19 protein-coding genes and 1 pseudogene are annotated in these 18,163 nt (G+C 72.4%); 9 read left to right on the top strand and 11 right to left on the bottom strand.

Annotation, left to right across the window (positions count from 1 at the left end):
* Positions 1-280: 280 nt before the first annotated feature.
* The 4 genes from MUU72_RS14175 to MUU72_RS14160 form a co-directional block, all read right to left on the bottom strand.
* Entirely contained in the window at positions 281-580 is a 300-nt protein-coding gene (locus MUU72_RS14175) for a hypothetical protein (protein ID WP_248013578.1), read from the bottom strand.
* Positions 581-806: 226 nt separating this feature from the next.
* A complete protein-coding gene (locus MUU72_RS14170) occupies positions 807-1,040 on the bottom strand; it encodes a chaplin (protein ID WP_248013577.1) in 234 nt (77 codons plus the stop codon).
* A 358-nt stretch (positions 1,041-1,398) separates the two neighbouring features.
* Positions 1,399-1,809, bottom strand: coding sequence for a rodlin (locus MUU72_RS14165; protein ID WP_248013576.1), 411 nt, complete (start codon positions 1,807-1,809; stop codon positions 1,399-1,401).
* Between the two features lie 250 nt (positions 1,810-2,059).
* Entirely contained in the window at positions 2,060-2,311 is a 252-nt protein-coding gene (locus tag MUU72_RS14160; RefSeq protein ID WP_248013575.1) for a chaplin, read from the bottom strand.
* Positions 2,312-2,478: 167 nt separating this feature from the next.
* On the opposite strand from MUU72_RS14160, the gene MUU72_RS14155 reads away from it, so the two are divergent.
* The 3 genes from MUU72_RS14155 (at position 2,479) to MUU72_RS14145 (ending at position 5,769) form a co-directional block, all read left to right on the top strand.
* Positions 2,479-4,158, top strand: a complete 1,680-nt coding sequence (locus MUU72_RS14155; protein ID WP_248013574.1) for a bifunctional 3'-5' exonuclease/DNA polymerase — start codon at positions 2,479-2,481, stop codon at positions 4,156-4,158.
* An 83-nt stretch (positions 4,159-4,241) separates the two neighbouring features.
* A complete protein-coding gene (locus MUU72_RS14150) occupies positions 4,242-5,273 on the top strand; it encodes an alpha/beta hydrolase (protein WP_248013573.1) in 1,032 nt (343 codons plus the stop codon).
* A gap of 52 nt (positions 5,274-5,325) precedes the next feature.
* Entirely contained in the window at positions 5,326-5,769 is a 444-nt protein-coding gene (locus tag MUU72_RS14145; protein WP_248013572.1) for a RidA family protein, read from the top strand.
* A gap of 56 nt (positions 5,770-5,825) precedes the next feature.
* Here MUU72_RS14145 and MUU72_RS14140 read toward each other — a convergent pair whose 3' ends face one another.
* The 6 genes and pseudogenes from MUU72_RS14140 to MUU72_RS35875 all read right to left on the bottom strand — a co-directional run.
* Positions 5,826-6,653, bottom strand: a complete 828-nt coding sequence (locus MUU72_RS14140; RefSeq protein ID WP_248013571.1) for an arylamine N-acetyltransferase family protein — start codon at positions 6,651-6,653, stop codon at positions 5,826-5,828.
* Positions 6,654-6,829: 176 nt separating this feature from the next.
* The gene (locus tag MUU72_RS14135; protein ID WP_248013570.1) at positions 6,830-8,047 is read right to left on the bottom strand and encodes an acyltransferase family protein; all 1,218 of its coding nucleotides are present in this window, start codon (positions 8,045-8,047) and stop codon (positions 6,830-6,832) included.
* Positions 8,048-8,376: 329 nt separating this feature from the next.
* Positions 8,377-9,285 (bottom strand): glycerophosphodiester phosphodiesterase, encoded by a 909-nt coding sequence (locus tag MUU72_RS14130; RefSeq protein WP_248013569.1) that lies wholly within the window; start codon positions 9,283-9,285, stop codon positions 8,377-8,379.
* Positions 9,286-9,495: 210 nt separating this feature from the next.
* The gene (locus MUU72_RS14125) at positions 9,496-10,146 is read right to left on the bottom strand and encodes an LmbU family transcriptional regulator (RefSeq protein WP_248013568.1); all 651 of its coding nucleotides are present in this window, start codon (positions 10,144-10,146) and stop codon (positions 9,496-9,498) included.
* 158 nt (positions 10,147-10,304) lie between these two features.
* On the bottom strand, positions 10,305-10,505 hold the full coding sequence (locus tag MUU72_RS35880; RefSeq protein ID WP_372503104.1) for a response regulator transcription factor: 201 nt from the start codon (positions 10,503-10,505) through the stop codon (positions 10,305-10,307).
* 129 nt (positions 10,506-10,634) lie between these two features.
* Positions 10,635-11,006: pseudogene (locus MUU72_RS35875) on the bottom strand (response regulator); the annotation flags it as partial.
* A gap of 160 nt (positions 11,007-11,166) precedes the next feature.
* Between MUU72_RS35875 and MUU72_RS14115 the strand changes: the two are divergent.
* On the top strand, positions 11,167-11,403 hold the full coding sequence (locus tag MUU72_RS14115) for a hypothetical protein (RefSeq protein ID WP_248013566.1): 237 nt from the start codon (positions 11,167-11,169) through the stop codon (positions 11,401-11,403).
* Here the strand turns inward: MUU72_RS14115 and MUU72_RS14110 are convergent.
* A complete protein-coding gene (locus MUU72_RS14110) occupies positions 11,316-13,235 on the bottom strand; it encodes an AfsR/SARP family transcriptional regulator (protein ID WP_248013565.1) in 1,920 nt (639 codons plus the stop codon). The genes MUU72_RS14115 and MUU72_RS14110 overlap by 88 nt on opposite strands.
* 308 nt (positions 13,236-13,543) lie before the next feature.
* Between MUU72_RS14110 and MUU72_RS14105 the strand changes: the two genes are divergently transcribed.
* The 5 genes from MUU72_RS14105 (at position 13,544) to MUU72_RS14085 (ending at position 18,144) form a co-directional block, all read left to right on the top strand.
* A complete protein-coding gene (locus tag MUU72_RS14105) occupies positions 13,544-14,191 on the top strand; it encodes an LmbU family transcriptional regulator (protein WP_372503102.1) in 648 nt (215 codons plus the stop codon).
* Between the two features lie 62 nt (positions 14,192-14,253).
* Positions 14,254-14,787, top strand: coding sequence for a PH domain-containing protein (locus tag MUU72_RS14100; protein WP_248013563.1), 534 nt, complete (start codon positions 14,254-14,256; stop codon positions 14,785-14,787).
* Positions 14,784-16,358 (top strand): PH domain-containing protein, encoded by a 1,575-nt coding sequence (locus MUU72_RS14095; protein WP_248013562.1) that lies wholly within the window; start codon positions 14,784-14,786, stop codon positions 16,356-16,358. The genes MUU72_RS14100 and MUU72_RS14095 overlap by 4 nt, the downstream gene beginning before the upstream one ends.
* Positions 16,359-16,513: 155 nt before the next feature.
* Complete coding sequence (locus tag MUU72_RS14090; protein WP_282504068.1) at positions 16,514-17,533, top strand: aldo/keto reductase; 1,020 nt, start codon at positions 16,514-16,516, stop codon at positions 17,531-17,533.
* A 32-nt stretch (positions 17,534-17,565) separates the two neighbouring features.
* Positions 17,566-18,144, top strand: coding sequence for a GNAT family N-acetyltransferase (locus tag MUU72_RS14085; RefSeq protein WP_248013560.1), 579 nt, complete (start codon positions 17,566-17,568; stop codon positions 18,142-18,144).
* The last annotated feature ends 19 nt before the right edge of the window (positions 18,145-18,163 follow it).

The following is an 18,163-nucleotide window of genomic DNA, read 5'->3' as shown; positions in this document are numbered from 1 at the left end:
TCGTGTTTCGGGATGCCCTTGGGCCGGGCAATGTGACCAACCCACAAGGGCGCATTCGGTTGTGCTCATTCACTCAAATGAGCTGGCATCCTGATCGCTCTTGCCGATCAGGTATCCCGTCCGGAAATCGGGCAGCCGGGATTCACCATCCGGATCGGCCCGCCGACCACCGAAAGCGGTCGGCGCACACGTTTCCGATCCGGCGGCTGAGGCTTCACCCGGCCACGCGATTTCCCCGGGCGATCCCGCGGGACAGTGAAATTTCCGGCGCGCCGGCCTGTTACTTACCGAGCGGCAGACCGCCGAGCAGTGGAACCTCCTTGGTGGCCCCCGTGGCACCACCGAGAAGCTGCTTGGGGTTCTTCGCGGTCTTCACCGCGCCCCGGACGGTGTTGACCAGCGGCGTGACCTGGCGGCTGTCCACCTGCTTGTGGCTCAGCGCGTCCGTCAGCCCGCCGTTGAGGCTCATGCTCGGCGAGTTCGTGCCCGGCGAACCGGCGTCGGCGGCGAAAGCGGGCACGGCCGCGCCCAGCGCCATGACAGAACCGGCCACAGCCGCGGCAGACTTCGCGTACTTCACGTCCCACTGTCCCTTCTGGTGCGGTGTTCGATCGGATCGCGGCATTGCGCCGCGCGAGCAATCACTTCGCTGCTCGGATCACCGCTTCCCCCTGACTAACGAGTGCCGCCGCCCGGAGAAACTGCGGACTTCCCCGGTGCGTGCCCGGGCCGAAAGCCGCCGGCCCCGACGCGCGGCGAATAGCGAGCCGGGGCCGGTCGCAACGACACGGCTCGAATTTCTTCGGTCAGTGGTTGAGGCAGTTGTTGCCGAACGCCGGGTTGAGCAGCCCGATGATGTCGACGGTGTTGCCGCACAGGTTGATCGGGATGTGGATCGGCACCTGGATGGCGTTACCGGAAATGACACCCGGGGAACCCTTGGTGCCGCCCGCGGCACCCGCGTCGGCGAAGGCCGGCGCAGCGGCGCCCACTGCCATCAGGGTTCCGGCAGTGACTGCTGCGACCTTTGCGTACTTCACTTTCAGCCCTTCCCGCAGCGGGGTCCGTAGCACACACGACCCTCGTGTCGCACGGGCGTGGATCTGCTCGCCCGTAACTCCGCTGCCGATATTGGTAACGATTTCCCCCCGCCTACGAAACTCCCGAAGAGAAGTTTTCGGAGGAATCGCCCGAATGCCACACGGTGAATTCAGGAGACTCCCGCGCAGATAACGCGGAAAACACACCGGGAATCGAACGGCGAGGTACCCACCGAATACGAATTCCTACCTATAGGGGGATCGAGAAAGCCCGATCCGGCACTGCGTCATGCGTACCGCAGGCCCGGGACCCGCCCGGCGCGCGGCCGGCGGCCCGGACCTGCGGCCGGCGGCCGGCTCAGTGGTTGCCGACGCCGTTGGCCGAGAGGATCGGGATGTCGTCCAGGATGTGCGACAGCGCCTCGTCGCCCTTGGCCTGCGTGGAGTTCTCGGTGCACTGCTGGTTCTGCGGCGAGGACAGCACGTTGATGTCCTGGATGCCGATGTTGAGCAGGGCGATCAGGGACTGGACGTTCGCCTTCAGCGGCAGGCCGATGCAGAGCTTGTTCAGCGAGCCCTGGACCAGTTCCAGCTGCGGGCTCATCTTGCCGTGCGTGGTGGAGTTGCCGAACGCACTCACGGAACCGTTGCCGTTGACGGTGGAGGTGCCGTGGTGGTTGCCGACCGCCATCGCCTGGGGGGCGACCGTCGCCGAGACGCCGACCATGGAAGCGGCTACTGCCGTCGTGGCCAGGACCTTCTTGATCACTGTTTACCCTTCTGGAAGCGGAGTGCCCGTATCCGGAGCGCACTGGACAACTCACCTGACGGGAAGCGGTTTCGCGGATTCACCCGAATGCCGCGCAACCATAGACACATATCACCGCATCCGGGCGTCAACACCGGTCATTCCCAAAGGGGATGGAGGGGCGTAGCGGCGAAATCCTGTGCCTGCCCAGGGAATTCGGCATATGAAAAGCCCGCCCCGGGAGGGGCGGGCCGTACAACGCCTCGGAGGATCAGGCGTTGATGCAGGTGTTGCCGAATGCCGGGTTCAGCAACCCGACGATGTTGACGCTGTTGCCGCAGGCGTTGATCGGCACGTCGACCGGGATCTGGATGAGGTTGCCGGAGATCACGCCGGGCGAACCCACCGCACCGCCGGCGGCGCTGGCGCCGCCGTGCCCGTGGGCGCCGGCGACACCGGCACCGCCCACGACGGCGATGCCCGCGGCGGCGGACAGGACGACGGCCTTGGAGACAAACTTCACGGGGAACCTCTTCGTAGAGCAGCGTTCAGATGTACGCGCCGCCTGGAGCGACAAGCAGTTCAACGCACCAAAACGGGCAAAAGTAGCGGGCCGAACGGGTGATGGTCGGTGCCCGGGGCGGCGCCCGGGCCGAGGGCGTTGTCAGACCCCGGTGCGAGACTCGGCGCATGAGATGGGCGGTGGCGGAGACGGGCGACGGGGGTGCGCGGCTGGGCCCGCTCGGCCCGGACGGGCGGCCCGCCGGGCCGGTGGTGCAAGAGCCCTCGCTCGTCGAGGCGGTCCGCTCCCGCCCCGGGGTCGAGCGCTGGGTGTGGCGGTCCACGGCCGAGACCTACCGTCGGCTGCTGGCGGCCGGGGTGCGGGTCGAGCGCTGCTACGACGTCGAGGCCGCCGAGGCGCTGCTGATCGGCCACGAGGAGGGCCAGTCGGGCCAGCCGCGGTCGCTGGCCGCCGCCTGGGCGCGGCTGCACGGCCGCCCGGTGCCGCCGGACCCCCCGGTGCGCACCGCCGAGACCCAGCCGTCCCTCTTCGAGCCGGGCCCGGTGCCGCTGCCGCCCGGCACCGACGAGTTCACCGCGCTGCTGGAGGTCTACGCCGGGCAGCTCGCCCGTACGGAGCGGACCGCGCACCCGGACCGGATGCGGCTGCTGCTGGCGTCGGAGTCGGCGGGCATGCTGGTCGCCGCGGAGATGTCCCGCACCGGCATCCCCTGGCGCGCGGACGTGCACCGCGCGCTGCTGGACGAACTGCTCGGCGAGCGCTTCCCCGGCGGGCTGGAGCCACGCCGGATGGCGGAGCTGGCCGACGAGGTGTCGCGGGCCTTCGGCGAGGGTGTACGGGTCCGCCCCGATCTTCCGGGCGACATCATCCGCGCGTTCGCCCGCGCCGGAATCACGCTGTCCTCGACCCGCAAATGGGAGCTCCAGCGGATCGACCACCCGGCGGTGGCGCCGCTGCTGGCCTACAAGACGCTCTACCGCCTGTACACCGCGCACGGCTGGACGTGGCTGACGCAGTGGGTGCACGAGGGGCGGTTCCGTCCCGAGTACCTGCCCGGCGGCACCGTCTCCGGGCGCTGGACGACCAACGGCGGCGGTGCCCTCCAGATCCCCAAGGTGATCCGGCGGGCGGTGCGCGCCGATCCGGGCTGGCGCCTGGTGGTCGCCGACGCCGACCAGATGGAGCCGCGGGTGCTGGCCGCGGTCTCCCGGGACCGGGGCCTGATGGAGGTGGCCGCGAGCGGCGCGGACCTCTACGCGGACCTGGCCGCCCGGGCCTTCGGCGGGGACCGCGACCGGGCCAAACTCGCGCTGCTGGGCGCCGTTTACGGGCAGACCTCGGGCGACGGCCTCAAGCACCTGGCCGATCTGCGCCGCCGCTATCCGGCGGCGGTCGCCTACGTCGACGACGCGGCGCGCGCGGGCGAGGAGGGCCGCCTGGTGCGCACCTGGCTGGGCCGCACCTGCCCGCCCGCCTCGATGGCGCCGCCCGACGAGGCGGGGCTGCCGCAGGACGAGGAGCCGCCGGGCGGTGCCGGCAGCGCCTCGGCCGCCCGCGCCCGCGGCCGGTTCACCCGCAACTTCGTCGTACAGGGCAGCGCCGCCGACTGGGCGCTGCTGCTGCTGGCGGCGCTGCGCCACGCGCTGGCCCGCCCCGGGCTCCGCGCCGAGCTGGTCTTCTTCCAGCACGACGAGGTGATCGTGCACTGCCCGGCGGAGGAGGCCGCGGCGGTCGCCGAGGCGATCACCACCGCGGCGGCCACCGCGGGCCGGATCGCCTTCGGGCCCACGCCGGTGCGGTTCCCGTTCACCACGGCGGTGGTGGAGTGCTACGGGGACGCCAAGTGAGGGGCGGGGCGGGGTAGGGAGCGGTTGCGTACCGCGTTGTCCGTGCCGTGTGTGCCGTGTGTGCCGAGGAGAGGTTGCCGTTCATGGCTGTGCCGTCCGTACCGCCCGTCCATCCCGAACTGGTCCCGTATCTCACGTCGTTGCCGCCGTTCGCCGATCCGTACGCCGACATCGCGGCCACCCGTGCGCGGTTCGACGCGCTGCTGGCGGCGCTGCCCGCGGACCGCTCCGGGGTGCGCTCGAAGCGGTACGTCCTCCCGCGGCCGGACGGCAGCGCGCTGACCGTGGAGGTCTACCACCCGGATCCCGGCGCGGAGGCCGGGGACGGGGCGCCGCTGCCCGCGGTGCTGCACTTCCACGGCGGGGGCTACGCCCTGGGCCGTTCGCTGCCCGGGGAGGACCGGACGGCGATAGCGCTCTGCCGCGGCCTGCCCGCGGTGACCGTCGCGGTGGAGTACCGCCTCGCGCCCGAGCACCGCTATCCGGCCGGGGTGGAGGACTGCTACCTGGCGCTGGAGTGGACGGCCGCGCACGCCGCCGAGCTGGGCATCGATCCCGAACGGATCGCCCTGCACGGCAAGTCGGCGGGCGGCGGGCTGACGGCGGCGGTGTCGCTGATGGCCCGCGACCGCGGCGGCCCGGCGCCGGTCCACCAGTCGATGTGCATCCCCGACCTGGACGACCGGGTCGCCGACGAGCCGGTCCCGGACGGGACGGCGGACGGCCCGCCGGACCCGCGGGTGAACAGCCTGCGCACGATCCGGCTGGCCTGGCGGCACTACCTCCCCGAGGGCGCGTTCACCCCGGAGCGCCGCGCACCGGACGCGTACGCCGCACCGGCCCGGGCCGCCGACCTGTCGGGGCTGCCGCCGGCGTACGTGCTGGTCTGCGATCTGGACCCGCTGCGCGACGCGGGGCTGGCGTACGCGCGGCGGCTGATGGACGCGGGCGTGCCGGTCACCGTGCGGAACGTGCCCGGCGCCTGGCACGGCTTCGAGCTGTACGCCCCGGAGACCGGCCTCGCGCGGGAGGTGACCGACCACTGGACGGCGCACCTGCGGGCGGCGCTGTACGGGCGGTTCGAGCCGTGCGGGGGACGGGCCGCCGCGGGGTAGGAACAGCAGCGGCGACGTCGGTCGCCGCGGCGGCGGAGGGGAGTCGGTGGGGATGAGTGGTGCGGACAGGCAGGGTGCGGACGGGCAGGGTGGGGGCGGGCTGGCGCGGGTGAATCCGGCCGGGCTCGCCCCGCCGACCGGTTTCAGCCACGCCGTGCGGGTCACCGGGCCCGGCACGCTGGTCTTCCTGGCCGGGCAGACCGCCCTGGACGGGGCGGGGCGGATCGTCGGCGAGGGCATCGTCGAGCAGTTCGAGCGGGCGCTGGGCAATCTGCTGGCGGCGGCCGCCGCCGCCGGGGCGGGCCCGGGCGACCTGGCCAAGCTCACCGTCTTCGCGGTGGACGTGGCCGACTACCGCCGGCACGCCAAGGAGCTCGGCCGGGTGTGGAAGCGCCTGGTCGGGAGCGATTTCCCGGCGATGGCGGTGATCGGTGCCACCCGCCTGTGGGACGAGGCGGCGCTGGTGGAGATCGAGGGCATCGCGGTGGTGCGGTAGGCCGGGGCGGCGGGGACGCTCCCCGCCGCCTGCCGGGTGCGGCCCGCCGCCCGGTCTCACTCCGCGGCGTGCGCCACCAGCGCCGCGGCGTCCGCGGCGGTCAGCGTGATGCCGAACGCGGTGTCCAGCAGGGCCGGCAGCTCCTCCGGGGCGATCCGGCGGACCTCCTGGGACCAGTCGGGGCGGGTGAGGGTCAGGTCCCGGCCGATCAGGGTGCGGCGGAGCGCGGCCCCCGGCTTCTGGACGACGATCCGGCGGGTGAACGGGGAGCGCGGGTGGGTGGAGATGTAGTGGTTGAAGACCGCGTAGTCGACCGGGAAGCGCTCCTCGGTCCCGAAGGCGTAGAGGTCGAACCAGCCGTCCGCGTGGCGCGACCGCAGCACCCAGCTGCCGGTGCCCGGCTCCCGGACGAGGCCGAAGGTCCAGGCGCCCTGCCGGACCTCGGCCCCGTCCCGCAGCGGCACCGGTGCCGGCAGCGCCTCGCCGCCGAAGCCGACGTCGGTGATCCACTCCGCACCGTCCAGCTCGACCTTCAGCAGCGCGTGGGTGACCGGGCGCAGCTTCTCCTCGCCCATCCGGATCCGGGCGCCGAGGCCGGTGACGCGGAAGCCGAGGCGCTCCAGGGCGGCGGCGTAGAGGAGGTTCTGCTCGTAGCAGTAGCCGCCGCGCCGCTGCCGCACCATCTTGTCCTGGAGCGAGGCCAGGTCCAGCGGGACGGGGCGGCCCAGCACGATCTCCAGGTTCTCGAAGCCGATGGCGGCGCCGTGCCCGGCGTGCAGGGCCCGGAGCGTGTCCAGGGTGGGCCGGCGGTCGCCGGTGTGGCCGATGCGGGCCAGATAGGCGTCGAGGTCGAGCTGGTCGCCGCCCCAGGTGGATCCGGTCATGGTGTACGTCCCTCGTCGTTCCGGCTCCTTCGGCGGAACCGGAAGGGAGCATAGGAGAGGACGGGGGCCGGGCGGATCGGCGGCCGGACCGAGGGCGCTCGGCGGTGGGTCCTACGTCCGGGGGCGGAGCCGCGGGGGCCGGCGGGGCGGTGCCGGGCACCGGCCCGCCGGCCCGTTCACCGCGCGCCGGGCCCGGTGCCCACCGGGTCGGGCTTGAACGCCCAGGTCATCCTGGGCTCCATGGCGAACCGGAAGATCCGCTGCACCGGCGGGGTGCACAGCAGCGTGACGACGGTGCCCGCGATCAGGGTGAGCAGGATCTCCCCCCACGGGGTGTGCAGCCAGGCGTGGTGGTACCAGCCCCAGAAGCGCGACCCCTTGGCGAGGAAGCCGTGCAGGAGGTAGCCGTAGAGGGTGCCGGCGCCCAGCGCCGTGAACCACATCGGGCGGCCCGGGACCCAGGCGAAGAAGCAGGCGACCAGCACCAGCGAGCAGCCGAACATCGCCAGCGTCATCACCGCACCGCTCCACCACGGGGCGCCCAGCTCCTGGGCGCTGTCGCGGTGGTAGAACCACGCGGCGTTCATCCGCGGCGCGGCCCAGTACGCGAAGGCCAGCGCACCGGCGGCGACCGGCAGCGCGGCGATCCGCACCGCCCGGCGGCGGACGAGCCGGAAGTGCTCGGACCGGAGGTTCAGCCCCAGCACGAAGAACGGCAGGAACTGCAGCACCCGCTGGAGGCTGAGGTCGTCACCGATCTCCGGGGAGAGCGACGCCAGGACCGCGATGGCCAGCGCGAGCGGCAGCGGCCACCGCACGATCTTCCACAGCGGTGTGGTCAGCCGCCAGATGAACAGCGCGATCAGGAACCACGTGAGGTACCAGGGCTCCAGGAGGCTGATGGGGTAGCCGGGGTCGTCGTCCGCCCAGCGCTTGAAGAAGGTGTAGGCGACCTCGAAGAGGACGTACGGGACGGCGACGCCGGTGATCAGGCGCTGGAGCCGGTCCTTGCGCAGGTCGAAACTGCGCGAGAAATAGCCGGAGATGATGATGAACGCCGGCATGTGGAAGGCGTAGACGGTGAGGTAGAGCGCCGCCGCGGCGCGGCTGCCGTCGCGCAGCGGCTCCCAGGCGTGGCCCATCGCGACCAGCACGATCGCCAGGTACTTGGCGTTGTCGAAGAACGCGTCGCGGGAGCGGGCCGGGCCGGCGGCGGTCCCGCCCGTCTTGGCCCTGGCGTGCCGGCGGGGGCCGCCGGCCGGTGGTGCGGGAGCCGGGACGTCCTGGCCGGGCGGTGCGGCCGGGGCGAGCGTGGCGGTCGCGGCGCTCGGGGTCTGCCGCGGCGCGGGCAGCGGCACCCGCCGCTCGCCGTACGCCGGAATGTCATGCGTCAAGGGCCCTCCCGGAACGCAGGCGGCCCAGGAACCGGACCCGGATCCGCACCGGTCCCCGAAACGGAACCCGAAAGGCAAATCCACCGTCTTAGTCTTTTTACGGGGAGCGTCGCGTCGAACATCCCTGGCACCTTAGCCCCGCCGGTGGAATCCCGTAAATCCCGCCCGGCCGCGCCCCCGTGCCGCGCACAACCCTCCACAGCTCCTTCACCCGACCCGGGCAAAACGCCGCAAAATATGGGCGGGAGATTACACCGGTGCGCCCCGGACGAGCGGGCGCAACTCCGGCCCGGCGGAATTCCCGTCGCGGTGCCGCCTCCGGGTGCGGGTCAGTCGATGACGCCTTCGACACCGCGTGCGCGGACCGCCCGTACGCTCGCGCGGGCGCCCACGTCCCAGGCGTAGATCTCCAGGCGCCGGCCGTGCGGCCCGCGCAGCCGGTGCACGGCCCGGGCCCAGCGCGAACTCACCTCGGACATCCGGGGGTTGATCTGGTCGGCGAAGCGCGCGTACCGCCGCAGCCGGCTCACCGGGGGCCGCCCCAGGATGCCCGTGCGCACCCGCGGCATCAGCGTGTGGACGCGTTTGACGCACCGGACGCAGAAACTCTGGATCACCAGCCGGCCGCGCAGGTGCGCGCGGTCCAGCCAGCCGTGGGCCCTGAGTTCCCGGAGGGTCTGCGCCTCGATCCCGGGGTAGTCCTCGGGCGCCTTGAGCTCCAGCAGGAGGCCCTGGTGGTTGCGGTCCAGCCGGCGCAGGTAGTCGGCGAGGGTGGGGACGCGCGCGCCGGCGAACCGCGCGCCGAACCACCTCCCGGCGTCCAGCCGCGCGATCTCCGCCGCGGTGAAGTCCCGCACCCGCCAGGGCGCCCGGTGCGGGAACACCTTCGCGGCGTCGGTGGTGCGGTTCAGGGTGGTGTCGTGCAGCACCACCAGGCGGCCGTCCTTGGTGCGCTGGACGTCGTTCTCCACCCAGACCAGTCCGCGGCGGTGTGCGGCGTCGACCGCGGCGAGTGTGTTCTCCGGCGCGTACCGGGAGGCACCCCGGTGGGCGATCACGAAGGGGGTCCGGTGGTCCGCCCGTATGCTGACGACCGTCCCGCCCCGGGTGGCCAGTTCCGTCCGTCCGCCGGGGCCGGACGCCAGGGCCGACGAGGCCACCGCCGCCGTCACCAGGAACGCGCACGCGCCCGCCGCGGCCCGCGGCGACCGCCGGATCCGCGCGGAGCTGCGAAGCATGCGCCAGCCTCCAGGTCGCTCGGCCGCAGACGCCGTCTGCGTCGGGTACGCCCCCTGGGGCGCCCCGGCCGCCCTGCCTTCCGACCCTGCCCCCCTCCGGGCGCCGCCGCCAGGCGAGCGCCGCCCCCGCGGCACACGGAACTGCCCCCGGCCCGCCGGTTCCGGCAGGTCAGGGGCAGTGCGCGGCGGGTCCCGCGGGCCCGTGGGGCGTTACTCCTCCAGGACCGCGGCCGCCGCGTAGTCGAGGATCGACATCGCCCAGCCCTGGAGGTCCTGATCGGCGTCGGCCGCGGCCTGGGCCCAGCGCCGCCGCCGGTCGCGTGAGACGTTCACCTGGATCCGCATGCTGATCCCGTCGGTGTCCCGGGCGGCCGCCTCGTCCAGCGCGCCCTGCCGGGCCGCCTTGAGGCGGCTGCGCAGGAAATTGCGGGACCAGCCGAGCCGTTCGGCCCGGTCGAGCCAGTACTCCTGCTCGCTCTCGGGCAGGCTGGCGAGTTCGGCGTGGTGCTGGAAGCTCAGCGCCGACCGCCGGCGCAGCGGTGAAAAGCGCCGGGCCACCCAGGCGTAGTTGCGCAGCGTCTGGTAATCGAGCTGGGTTTCCTCCACGGCGCGCTGGTAGCGGTCCGGATAGGCGGACCGGCCGTAAATGAGCCAGTCCCCCAGCCACCAGGCGGACGAATCGGCGGCTACATAGAGCTGTTTACCAATCCTTTGCCAGTCATTAAGCGTTATGCCGGACGGCAATTCGAGCGTCGTGCGGCGCGCGGTAGCCTTCTCGGCAGCCTTGGAAAGCTTCCCCGCGGGCGTGGTGACCGCGGGCAGATCCGTACGGGGACGTGCCCGTACTTGCCATTCCCCCATGATGCATTGCCTCTGTCGTGCTAGGTCATTTGACGACTGATTGCAGGCAACTCTATCCAGCCACGGCCGGGCGGTGTCTATACCCTTTCTTTAACTTTGTCACTTCCCCCGAAAAAGGCCGTGGGCCTGCTTCTCCGCCGTTCTCGACGGATGCCTACTCAACGGTAGTCCTCCAGCTCCCCGGCGTCCTGCACCAACAGCGCAATCTGTACGCGGTTGTTGAGGCCGAGCTTGGTCAGGACGCTGGAGACATGCGTTTTGACCGTGGAGACGCCCAGGTAGAGCGCGGCACCGATCTCCGCGTTCGACTTCCCCTGGCCGACACCGAGCGCCACCGCGCGCTCGCGGTCGTTGAGCACCGCCAGCCGCTCCGCGGCCCGGCTGCGGCGGTGCGAGGTGTCCTGCGCGGACACCACCTGCCGGATCAGCCGCTGGGTGACCGCCGGGGAGAGCACCGGCTCGCCCCGGGCCACCCGCCGGATGGCCGCGACGATCTCCGGCGGCGGGGTGTCCTTGAGGGCGAACCCGGCGGCGCCGGCCCGCAGGGCGCGCAGGACGTACGCGTCGGCGTCGAAGGTCGTCAGGACCAGGATCTCCGGGGCGCCGTCCGCGGCCCGCAGCGCTTCGGTGGCCGCCAGCCCGTCCATCACCGGCATCCGGACGTCCATCAGGACCACGTGCGGGCGGTGCCGGCGGACCAGCTCGATCGCCTCGGCGCCGTCGCCGGCCTCGGCCACCACCCGCAGGTCGGGGGCGCCGCCCAGCATCACCGACAACCCCGCCCGGACCAGCGGATCGTCGTCGACGATCAGCACGTCGACCGTGGAGGACACCACCGTGGAGGACTCGGCTGAGGTCATGCGGTCAGCGTAACGGGTGCCCCTGACAGCCGGCTGGTACCGAAGTCGGCGGCCGGCAGTACTTTGGTCCGTCCCGGCCGCCGGGCGGCGGCACTTCGGTCGGCGCGGGGGGTACCGATGGCCGATCCGGCCACCGGTACCGCCCGCCTAGCGTGGCCGCATGGCAAAGCTGGTGCAGCTCCTCGGACTCTTCCTGGTCGTCGCCGGACTCAGCGGCACCGTCGACCAGTTGGCCACCCAGCCGTTCCTGGGTCCGGTGCTCAACTTCGTCAACCGCTACGTCATCCCGCACATCCCGCCGCTCCAGGGCTACGAGGTCATCTGCAATCTCTCGCTGTCCGTGCTGGGGGCGATCGTGGTGATCGTGGCTAATCGCGCGCAGGGCGCGGAGCGTTGACGGGGAACCAGGCTCTGCGGCTTCCCCAGCCACTGCGCGTACGCCAGAATCAGAGCGTCCAGGCGGAAGTGGTCGGGGGCCACCTCGCGCAGCAGGCCCGCGTCGGCCAGGGCGTGCAGGGCGCGCCGGCACTCCGGACGGTCCATCCCGCTCAACCCGGTGGCCAGGGGCAGCGTGACCACCCGCGCCTCCTGGAGGCCGAGCGCCATGAAGACGTGGGCGGCCTCGGGGGGAAGCGCGTCGTAGGACCAGCCGATGACGGTGCGCAGCGAGGACTCCCGGTCGCCGGGCAGCTCCAGGAAGTCCACCGGGTCGCCGTTCTCGAAGCAGGCGAGGGCGTCCTCGGGCGAGGGGGCGACCTTGATGCGGGTGGCGGCGATCCGCAGGGCCAGCGGCAGCCCGTCGCAGGCGGCCACCAGCCGCCGCACGGACGGGCGGTGGCGGGCGGTGAACGGCTCGCCGGCGATCCGGCCGAACAGCCGCAGGCCGTCCTCCTCGGCCATCCCGTCCAGGACGATCCGCCGCGCGCCGTCCCGGGCGATCAGGCCCGCCAGGCCGTTGCGGCTGGTGACCACCACCAGGCAGGACGGCGTGCCGGGGAGCAGCGCCCTGACCTGCTCGGCGCCGGCGGCGTTGTCCAGGACGATCAGCAGCCGGCGGTCGGCGACCAGGCTGCGGTAGGCGGCCCGGGCGTCGATGCTCTCCGGCGGCGGGGGCTGGCCCATGGCGGCCACCAGATGGCGGATGGCGGCCTCCGGTGCCTGCTGCTCCGGCGTGCCGGAGGCGCGCAGGTCGACGTGGAGCTGGCCGTCGGGATAGCGGTGGGCCATGGCGTGCGCGAAGCGGGTGGCCAGCGCGGTCTTGCCGACCCCCGGGCCGCCGGTGACCAGCAGCAGGGTGGGCTCGGCGGCGGACTCCTCCGCCAGCGCGGTCAGCTGCGCCAGCTCCGCGGTGCGGCCGGTGAACCCCGGGACGTCGCGGACGAGTTGGGCCAGTGCCTCGGGCCGGCCGCCGCTGCCGGCGGGCGCCGCGGGGCCCGGCCGCCGCGCCGGGCGGGGCGCTGACGCGGGCGCCGGCTCCCCGCGCAGCACCTGCTCGTAGAGCTGCTGGAGGTGGCTGCCCGGCTCCATGCCCTGCTCCTCGACGAGCCGTTCGCGCAGGGAGTGGTACTCCCGGACGGCGTCGGCGTGCCAGCCGAGATCGACGTAGCAGCGCATGAGGAGGTAGCGCAGACGCTCCCGCAGCGGGTGGTGGTGGACCAGGGCGGAGAGCTCGCCGACCAGGGCGACCGGGCGGCCGAGGTCGAGCAGCATCTCGGCGCAGTCCTCCAGCGCCAGCAGGCGGGCCTCGGCCAGCCGGGCGCGCTCGGTGTGCACGAAGGGGCCGATGGCGCCCCCGTACGGGGTCCCGCGCCACAGCCCCAGTCCCGCTTCCAGTTCGCGGACCGCCCGGGGTGCCGCGCCCTCGGCCCGCAGCTGGCGGGCGGTGGTCAGGGCGGTGGCGAACTGCTGGATGTCCACGCCCTCGGGCGCGACGCGCAGCATGTAGCCGGAGCGGTCCGAGACCAGTAACTCCGCGTGGTCGGCGCGGTGTTCCGGCCGCAGGGAGTTCCGCAGCCGGGAGACGTAGGTGTAGACGCTGTTGACGGCGGTCGGCGGGGCGTTGTCCCCCCAGATCGCCTGGACCAGTTCGTCGCGGCTGACGATGCGGTTCGCGTGGGCGGCGAGCACAGCGAAGATCGTCCGCTGGGTCGGTGACCCCAGTTCGAGTTGGCGTCCTTCCCGTATCGCCAGAACGGGACCGAGAAGTGTTGCGGTCAGAGAGGCAGGCATTCGTTTCCCCCTCCTACTCCCCTCCGGCGTGATCATAGCCCAGCAATAGAACACGCTCCGGTGCACGCCCTTATCTACCGCCACGACTGCGCACAAGACGTGCGAACGGTGCAGGTCGGAGGGGGTGCGGACCGTCCCGCGGGTCGGTGGCGGCGTCCCGCCGGCGGGACGGATACGCGCCCTCCGGTCCTCGCCCGGCCCGTACCCGCCGGACTCCAACCTGGGCGTTTGGAGGGCGTCCAGATCCCATCAAGGAGATACCGCCGCTCCCGGTGTTCTATTGACGAAATGCCACGCAGCGAGAGGCGGTGAGGGGAGTGCTCGATGGTGCTCTGCGTAAATCGGTGAACCCGGTCGTCGCGGCCGGGGGAAGCAGCTCACAAACCGGTCCGTCGGCGTCACCGGGCCAGGCATTGCGCGGGAGAACCGCTCTCTGTATCCCCCGGGGGATGTCCATCGATGCCTGGCGCAGTCTGGGCCGGCAGATCCAGGAGATTTCCAGCTCTTCCGCCTGGTGGCTCGGCGACTGGCTGCTCTACGGTCAGGCGGAATTCCCCAACCGCTATAAGCACGCCATCGCGCAGACCTCGCTCGACTACCAGACCCTGCGGAACTACGCCTGGGTCGCCCGGCGGTTCGCGCCGGGCGAGCGGCACGAGGGCCTGAGTTTCCAGCACCACGCCGAGGTTGCGGGGCTGCCGGCGGAGGAGCGGGGCCAGTGGCTGGCCCGGGCCGCGGAGCACCGCTGGTCGCGGAACGAACTGCGGCGGCAGGTCCGGGCCCGCAAGGAAATCGCCGGTGCGGCCGAACGCGCGGTGCAGTTGAAAATGAAACCGGATGACGGTCAGCGCGAACTCTGGCAGGCCGCCGCACTGCGCACCGGGAAAGACCTGCTGACCTGGATCACCACGGTGCTGGACGACGCGGCGAAATCCGCTCCGGCCATCAGCGGCTGATACCGCGTTTATTCCGTTACGCATCATCGCGTTTCGGGAGAAAGACGGTGCACGATAGCGGCATGACTGGAGAAGAGGTGCCGCCATTGGCACTTTCGGCCGGCCACCGTCAATCCCCGATACGCCCGCCCCGCCACCGCGTGGAACGCCGTGCGGTGTGGTGGTGGACGATCCGGGTCGCCCTGTCGCTGGTCGTCTCGGTCGGTGCCCTGGGGCTCACCTACTGGCTGTGGGACGGGGGCCGGACCTGGGTCGGTCCGGTCCTCCTCGCCACCGCGGCCGGCCATCTGGTGACCGGGGCGGTCATGCCGACCGTGCGCTACCGCGTCCACCGCTGGGAGTGCACCGATCTCGCCGTCTACGAGCTCAAGGGCTGGCTGGTGCGGGAGTGGCGGATCATCCCGATCTCCCGCATCCAGAGCGTCGACGTGGCGCGCGGCCCCGTCCAGCAGTTGCTGGGGCTGGCCACCCTGCGGGTGGTCACCGCCGCGCACGAGGGCCACGTCAAGATCGTCGGTCTCGACGCGGACGTGGTGGCGCGGGCCGCCGCCGAGCTGACCGCGCTCACCCAGGCCACCCCGGGGGACGCGACGTGACGACGGTGGACGTCCCGGAGCACACCGCCCCGGCACCGGAGCCGCCCGGTGACGAGGTGCCCTGGCAGCGGCTGAACGGCCGGCTGATCTGGGTCAATCTGGCGCGGCTGGTGCTCTCCACGCTGCCGACCGTGCTCTCGATGGTCTTCTTCGGCACCGGGCGGCACCTGTCGGACCTGTGGCCGGCGATGGTCGCGACCGGTATCGGCATGGTCATCAGCGCCTCCGACGTGCTGCGCTGGCTGCGCACGCGCTACCGCATCACCGACGAGCTGGTGGAGATCCGGACCGGCCGCATCCTGCGGGTCTACCGCCAGGTCCCGCGCGAGCGGATCCGCACCGTCGACCACAAGGCCAAGCTGCGGCACCGGCTCGCCGGGCTGCGCGTGGTGGTCATCAGCTCCGGCCGGTCCCGGGCCGCGCTGCGGCTCGACGCGGTCTCCAAGGACCGGGCCGAGGCGCTGCGCCGCGAGCTGATGCGCTCGGCGGTGCAGGACGGGGCCGGGGCCGCGGAGCAGGAGGGCGCCGGGCAGGACACCGTGCTCGCCCGGGCGCGCTGGTTCTGGATCTTCTACAACGTCATCAACATCTGGGGCATGCTCATCGGCGGGCTGCTGCTGTGGAGCCTGGACGGGCTGCTGGACCTGGTCAACCTCGACCTCATCGGCCCGCTGGACCGCCTGATCGACCGGCTCGCGCCCAGCCGCCCGGTCGCCTGGGCGCTGTGGGCCGCGGTGGTCGCCTTCCTCGGTCTCTGCGCGCTGACCAGCGGTTTCGTCAAGGACAACTGGAACTTCCAGCTGGTCCGCCGGGTCAAGGAGGACGGCACCGCGCTGGTCACCCGGCAGGGCCTGCTGTCGACCCGGGAGGTGCACCGCGACGACCGGCGACTGCGCGGTATCCACCTCAGCCAGCCGCTGTTCTGGCGCTGGATCGGGCTCACCGAGACCTCGGTGATCTCCACCGGCCTGGCGAGCTGGTCGCTCACCAGCGAGCCGGCCAGCGTCATCCTGCCGCGCGGACCGGCCGGCGAGGCCCGGCGGGTGGCGGGCCTGATCCTCCCCGGGCCGGTGCGGCCGCTGGAGGAGCCGCTGCGCCGCCACCCGCGCGCGGCGCTGTACCGGCGGCTGCTGTGGGCGGCGGTGTTCTGCGCCGCGGTCTGCGGCCTGCTGGCCTGGCTGGGCGCCACCGGCGTGGTCCCCGGGTGGCTGTGGAAGGTCCCGCTGTGGGGCGCGCCGCTGCCGGTCCTGCTGGCGGTGGTCGCCTACCGGACGCTGGGGCACACCTTCGCCGGGCGGTACCTCGTCATGCGGCGCGGGGTGTCCCGGCGGGAGACGGTGGCGCTCCAGCGGGAGGCGGTGCTGGGGCTGAAGGTGCGCCAGACGCTGGTGCAGCGGTGGCTGGGGCTGGTGAGCCTGGGCGTGCCCACCGCCGCCGGGATGCGCTACTACCACGCCCCCGATATGACGGCGGACCAGTTCGTGACGTTCGCCGGCGAGGCCGCCCCCGAGCTGCTCGCGGAGATTCTCCGGCCCGCCGCGGAGCGGAATTCCGCCGGGCCCGGGGAGTAAATGCGCACCGACAACTCCCGAACCGCCCGGCGGATACGGAAAGATGCGGGACGGCGCTGAAGCCCCGGACATATATCGATGTGTGCCGCGGGAAAGCCCAGGGTTTCCCGGCCGCCCCGTATCGTCGACACCGGATATTTTGGAGTACGCACCAGATGTGGGAAATCAAGCTGGCGGACGGCTTTTCCGTGAGCGCGCTCGGCCTTGGCTGTAGTTCCATGTCGTATGGCTACGAGACCGGTCCGCGGGATGATCAGGAATCCATCCGGGTCATCCACCGGGCACTGGATCTCGGCGTCAATCTCTTCGACACCGCCGACGTCTACGGTCCGTTCACCAACGAGGAGTTGATCGGCCGCGCCCTGGAACACCGGCGGGCCGAGGCGGTCGTGGCGACCAAGTGCGGGATGGTCGCCCGGCCCGACGGCCGGTTCATGCGCGACGGCCGTCCCGAGCACCTGCGGCGGGCCTGCGACGCCTCCCTGCGCCGGCTGCGCACCGACACCATCGACCTGTACCAGCTGCACCGGGTGGACCCCGCCGTGCCGCTCGCCGAGACCTGGGGCGCGCTCGGCGAACTGGTCACCGCCGGCAAGGTCCGCGCCCTGGGCATCTCGCACGCCACCTGCGCCGAACTCGACGAGGTCCACGCCATCTTCCCGCTCACCACGGTGCAGTACGAGCTGTCGGTGTGGGCGCCGCAGAGCAAGCGGGAGATCCTGCCCTGGTGCCGGCGCAACGGCGTCGGCTTCCTCGCCTTCGCCCCCATCGGGCGCGGCTTCCTCTCCGGCCGGGTCTCCCCCGACCGGCTGGGCGCGGGCGACTCCCGGGTCCGCGACCCGCGGTTCGGCGCCGAGGCGATGCGCGCCAACGAGGCGATCCTCGACGGGCTGCGCGCGATCGCCGCCCGGCACGGCGCCGCCACGCCCTCCCAGGTGGCCATCGCCTGGGCGCTCGCGCAGGGCCCGGACGTCGTCCCGATCCCCGGCACCCGGCACCTGCACTGGCTGGAGGAGAACGTGGCCGCGGCCGGGCTGCGGCTGACCGAGGAGGACCTGCACCAGCTCGACACGCTGCCGGCGGCGGTCGGCGAGATGCACTGGGACCGGCTGCGCCAGGAGCGTACGGGCCGCGCGGACGCCCCGGACGCCGCCGGCCACCACCCGTCCGCGTGAACGGCACTTCCCGGAAGGATGGGACGACCACCGTGCTCTTCCCGCACACCACGTCGCGCCGGCTGGCATTCCGCCCGGCGTCCACCGCGCACCACGCGGACCTGATACGCACCATGCTGCGGACCGGAATCGAGAACGTCAGCCCCACCGGCCGCGCGGGCAATCGCGACCTGTCCAAGTGCGATGCGGCTTTTCTCGTCACCCGCCGCGGCAGCGGAGATCTGCTGGGTTTCAGCACGCTGCACGGACTGGACGCCGCCGGACACATCAAGTCCGGTGTTTATCTGGATCCCGAACGCGCCCGGCTCGGCGTGGGATCCGAGGCGATTTACCTGACGATCAACTATGCCTTCGCGATGTTCCCCATCGATAGGGTGATCGCGCAGACCACCGAAGCGACGTTCGGTTCGGTCGGCCTCAATTCCCAGGACGGCTCCGCCACCGCGGTTCTGCGCGACTATCTCTATTTCCGCGGACGCCACTGGGACCTGCACACCTACCAGCTCGACCGCGCCGAATGGGAGCAGCACGTCGACGGCGACCTCGACGACGTCCTGGGGCCGGGGCGCAGCTGGCGCACCGATCCGAACCGCCCGCAGGCCGCCGCCTGACCCCGGGCGCCCGCCCGTC

Source organism: Streptomyces rhizoryzae, assembly GCF_023155275.1.
In the GTDB taxonomy this organism is placed as follows: Bacteria; Actinomycetota; Actinomycetes; order Streptomycetales; family Streptomycetaceae; genus Streptomyces; species Streptomyces rhizoryzae.
Note: the sequence above shows the minus strand (reverse complement) of the source record. Positions and strands in the feature narration are given on the sequence as shown.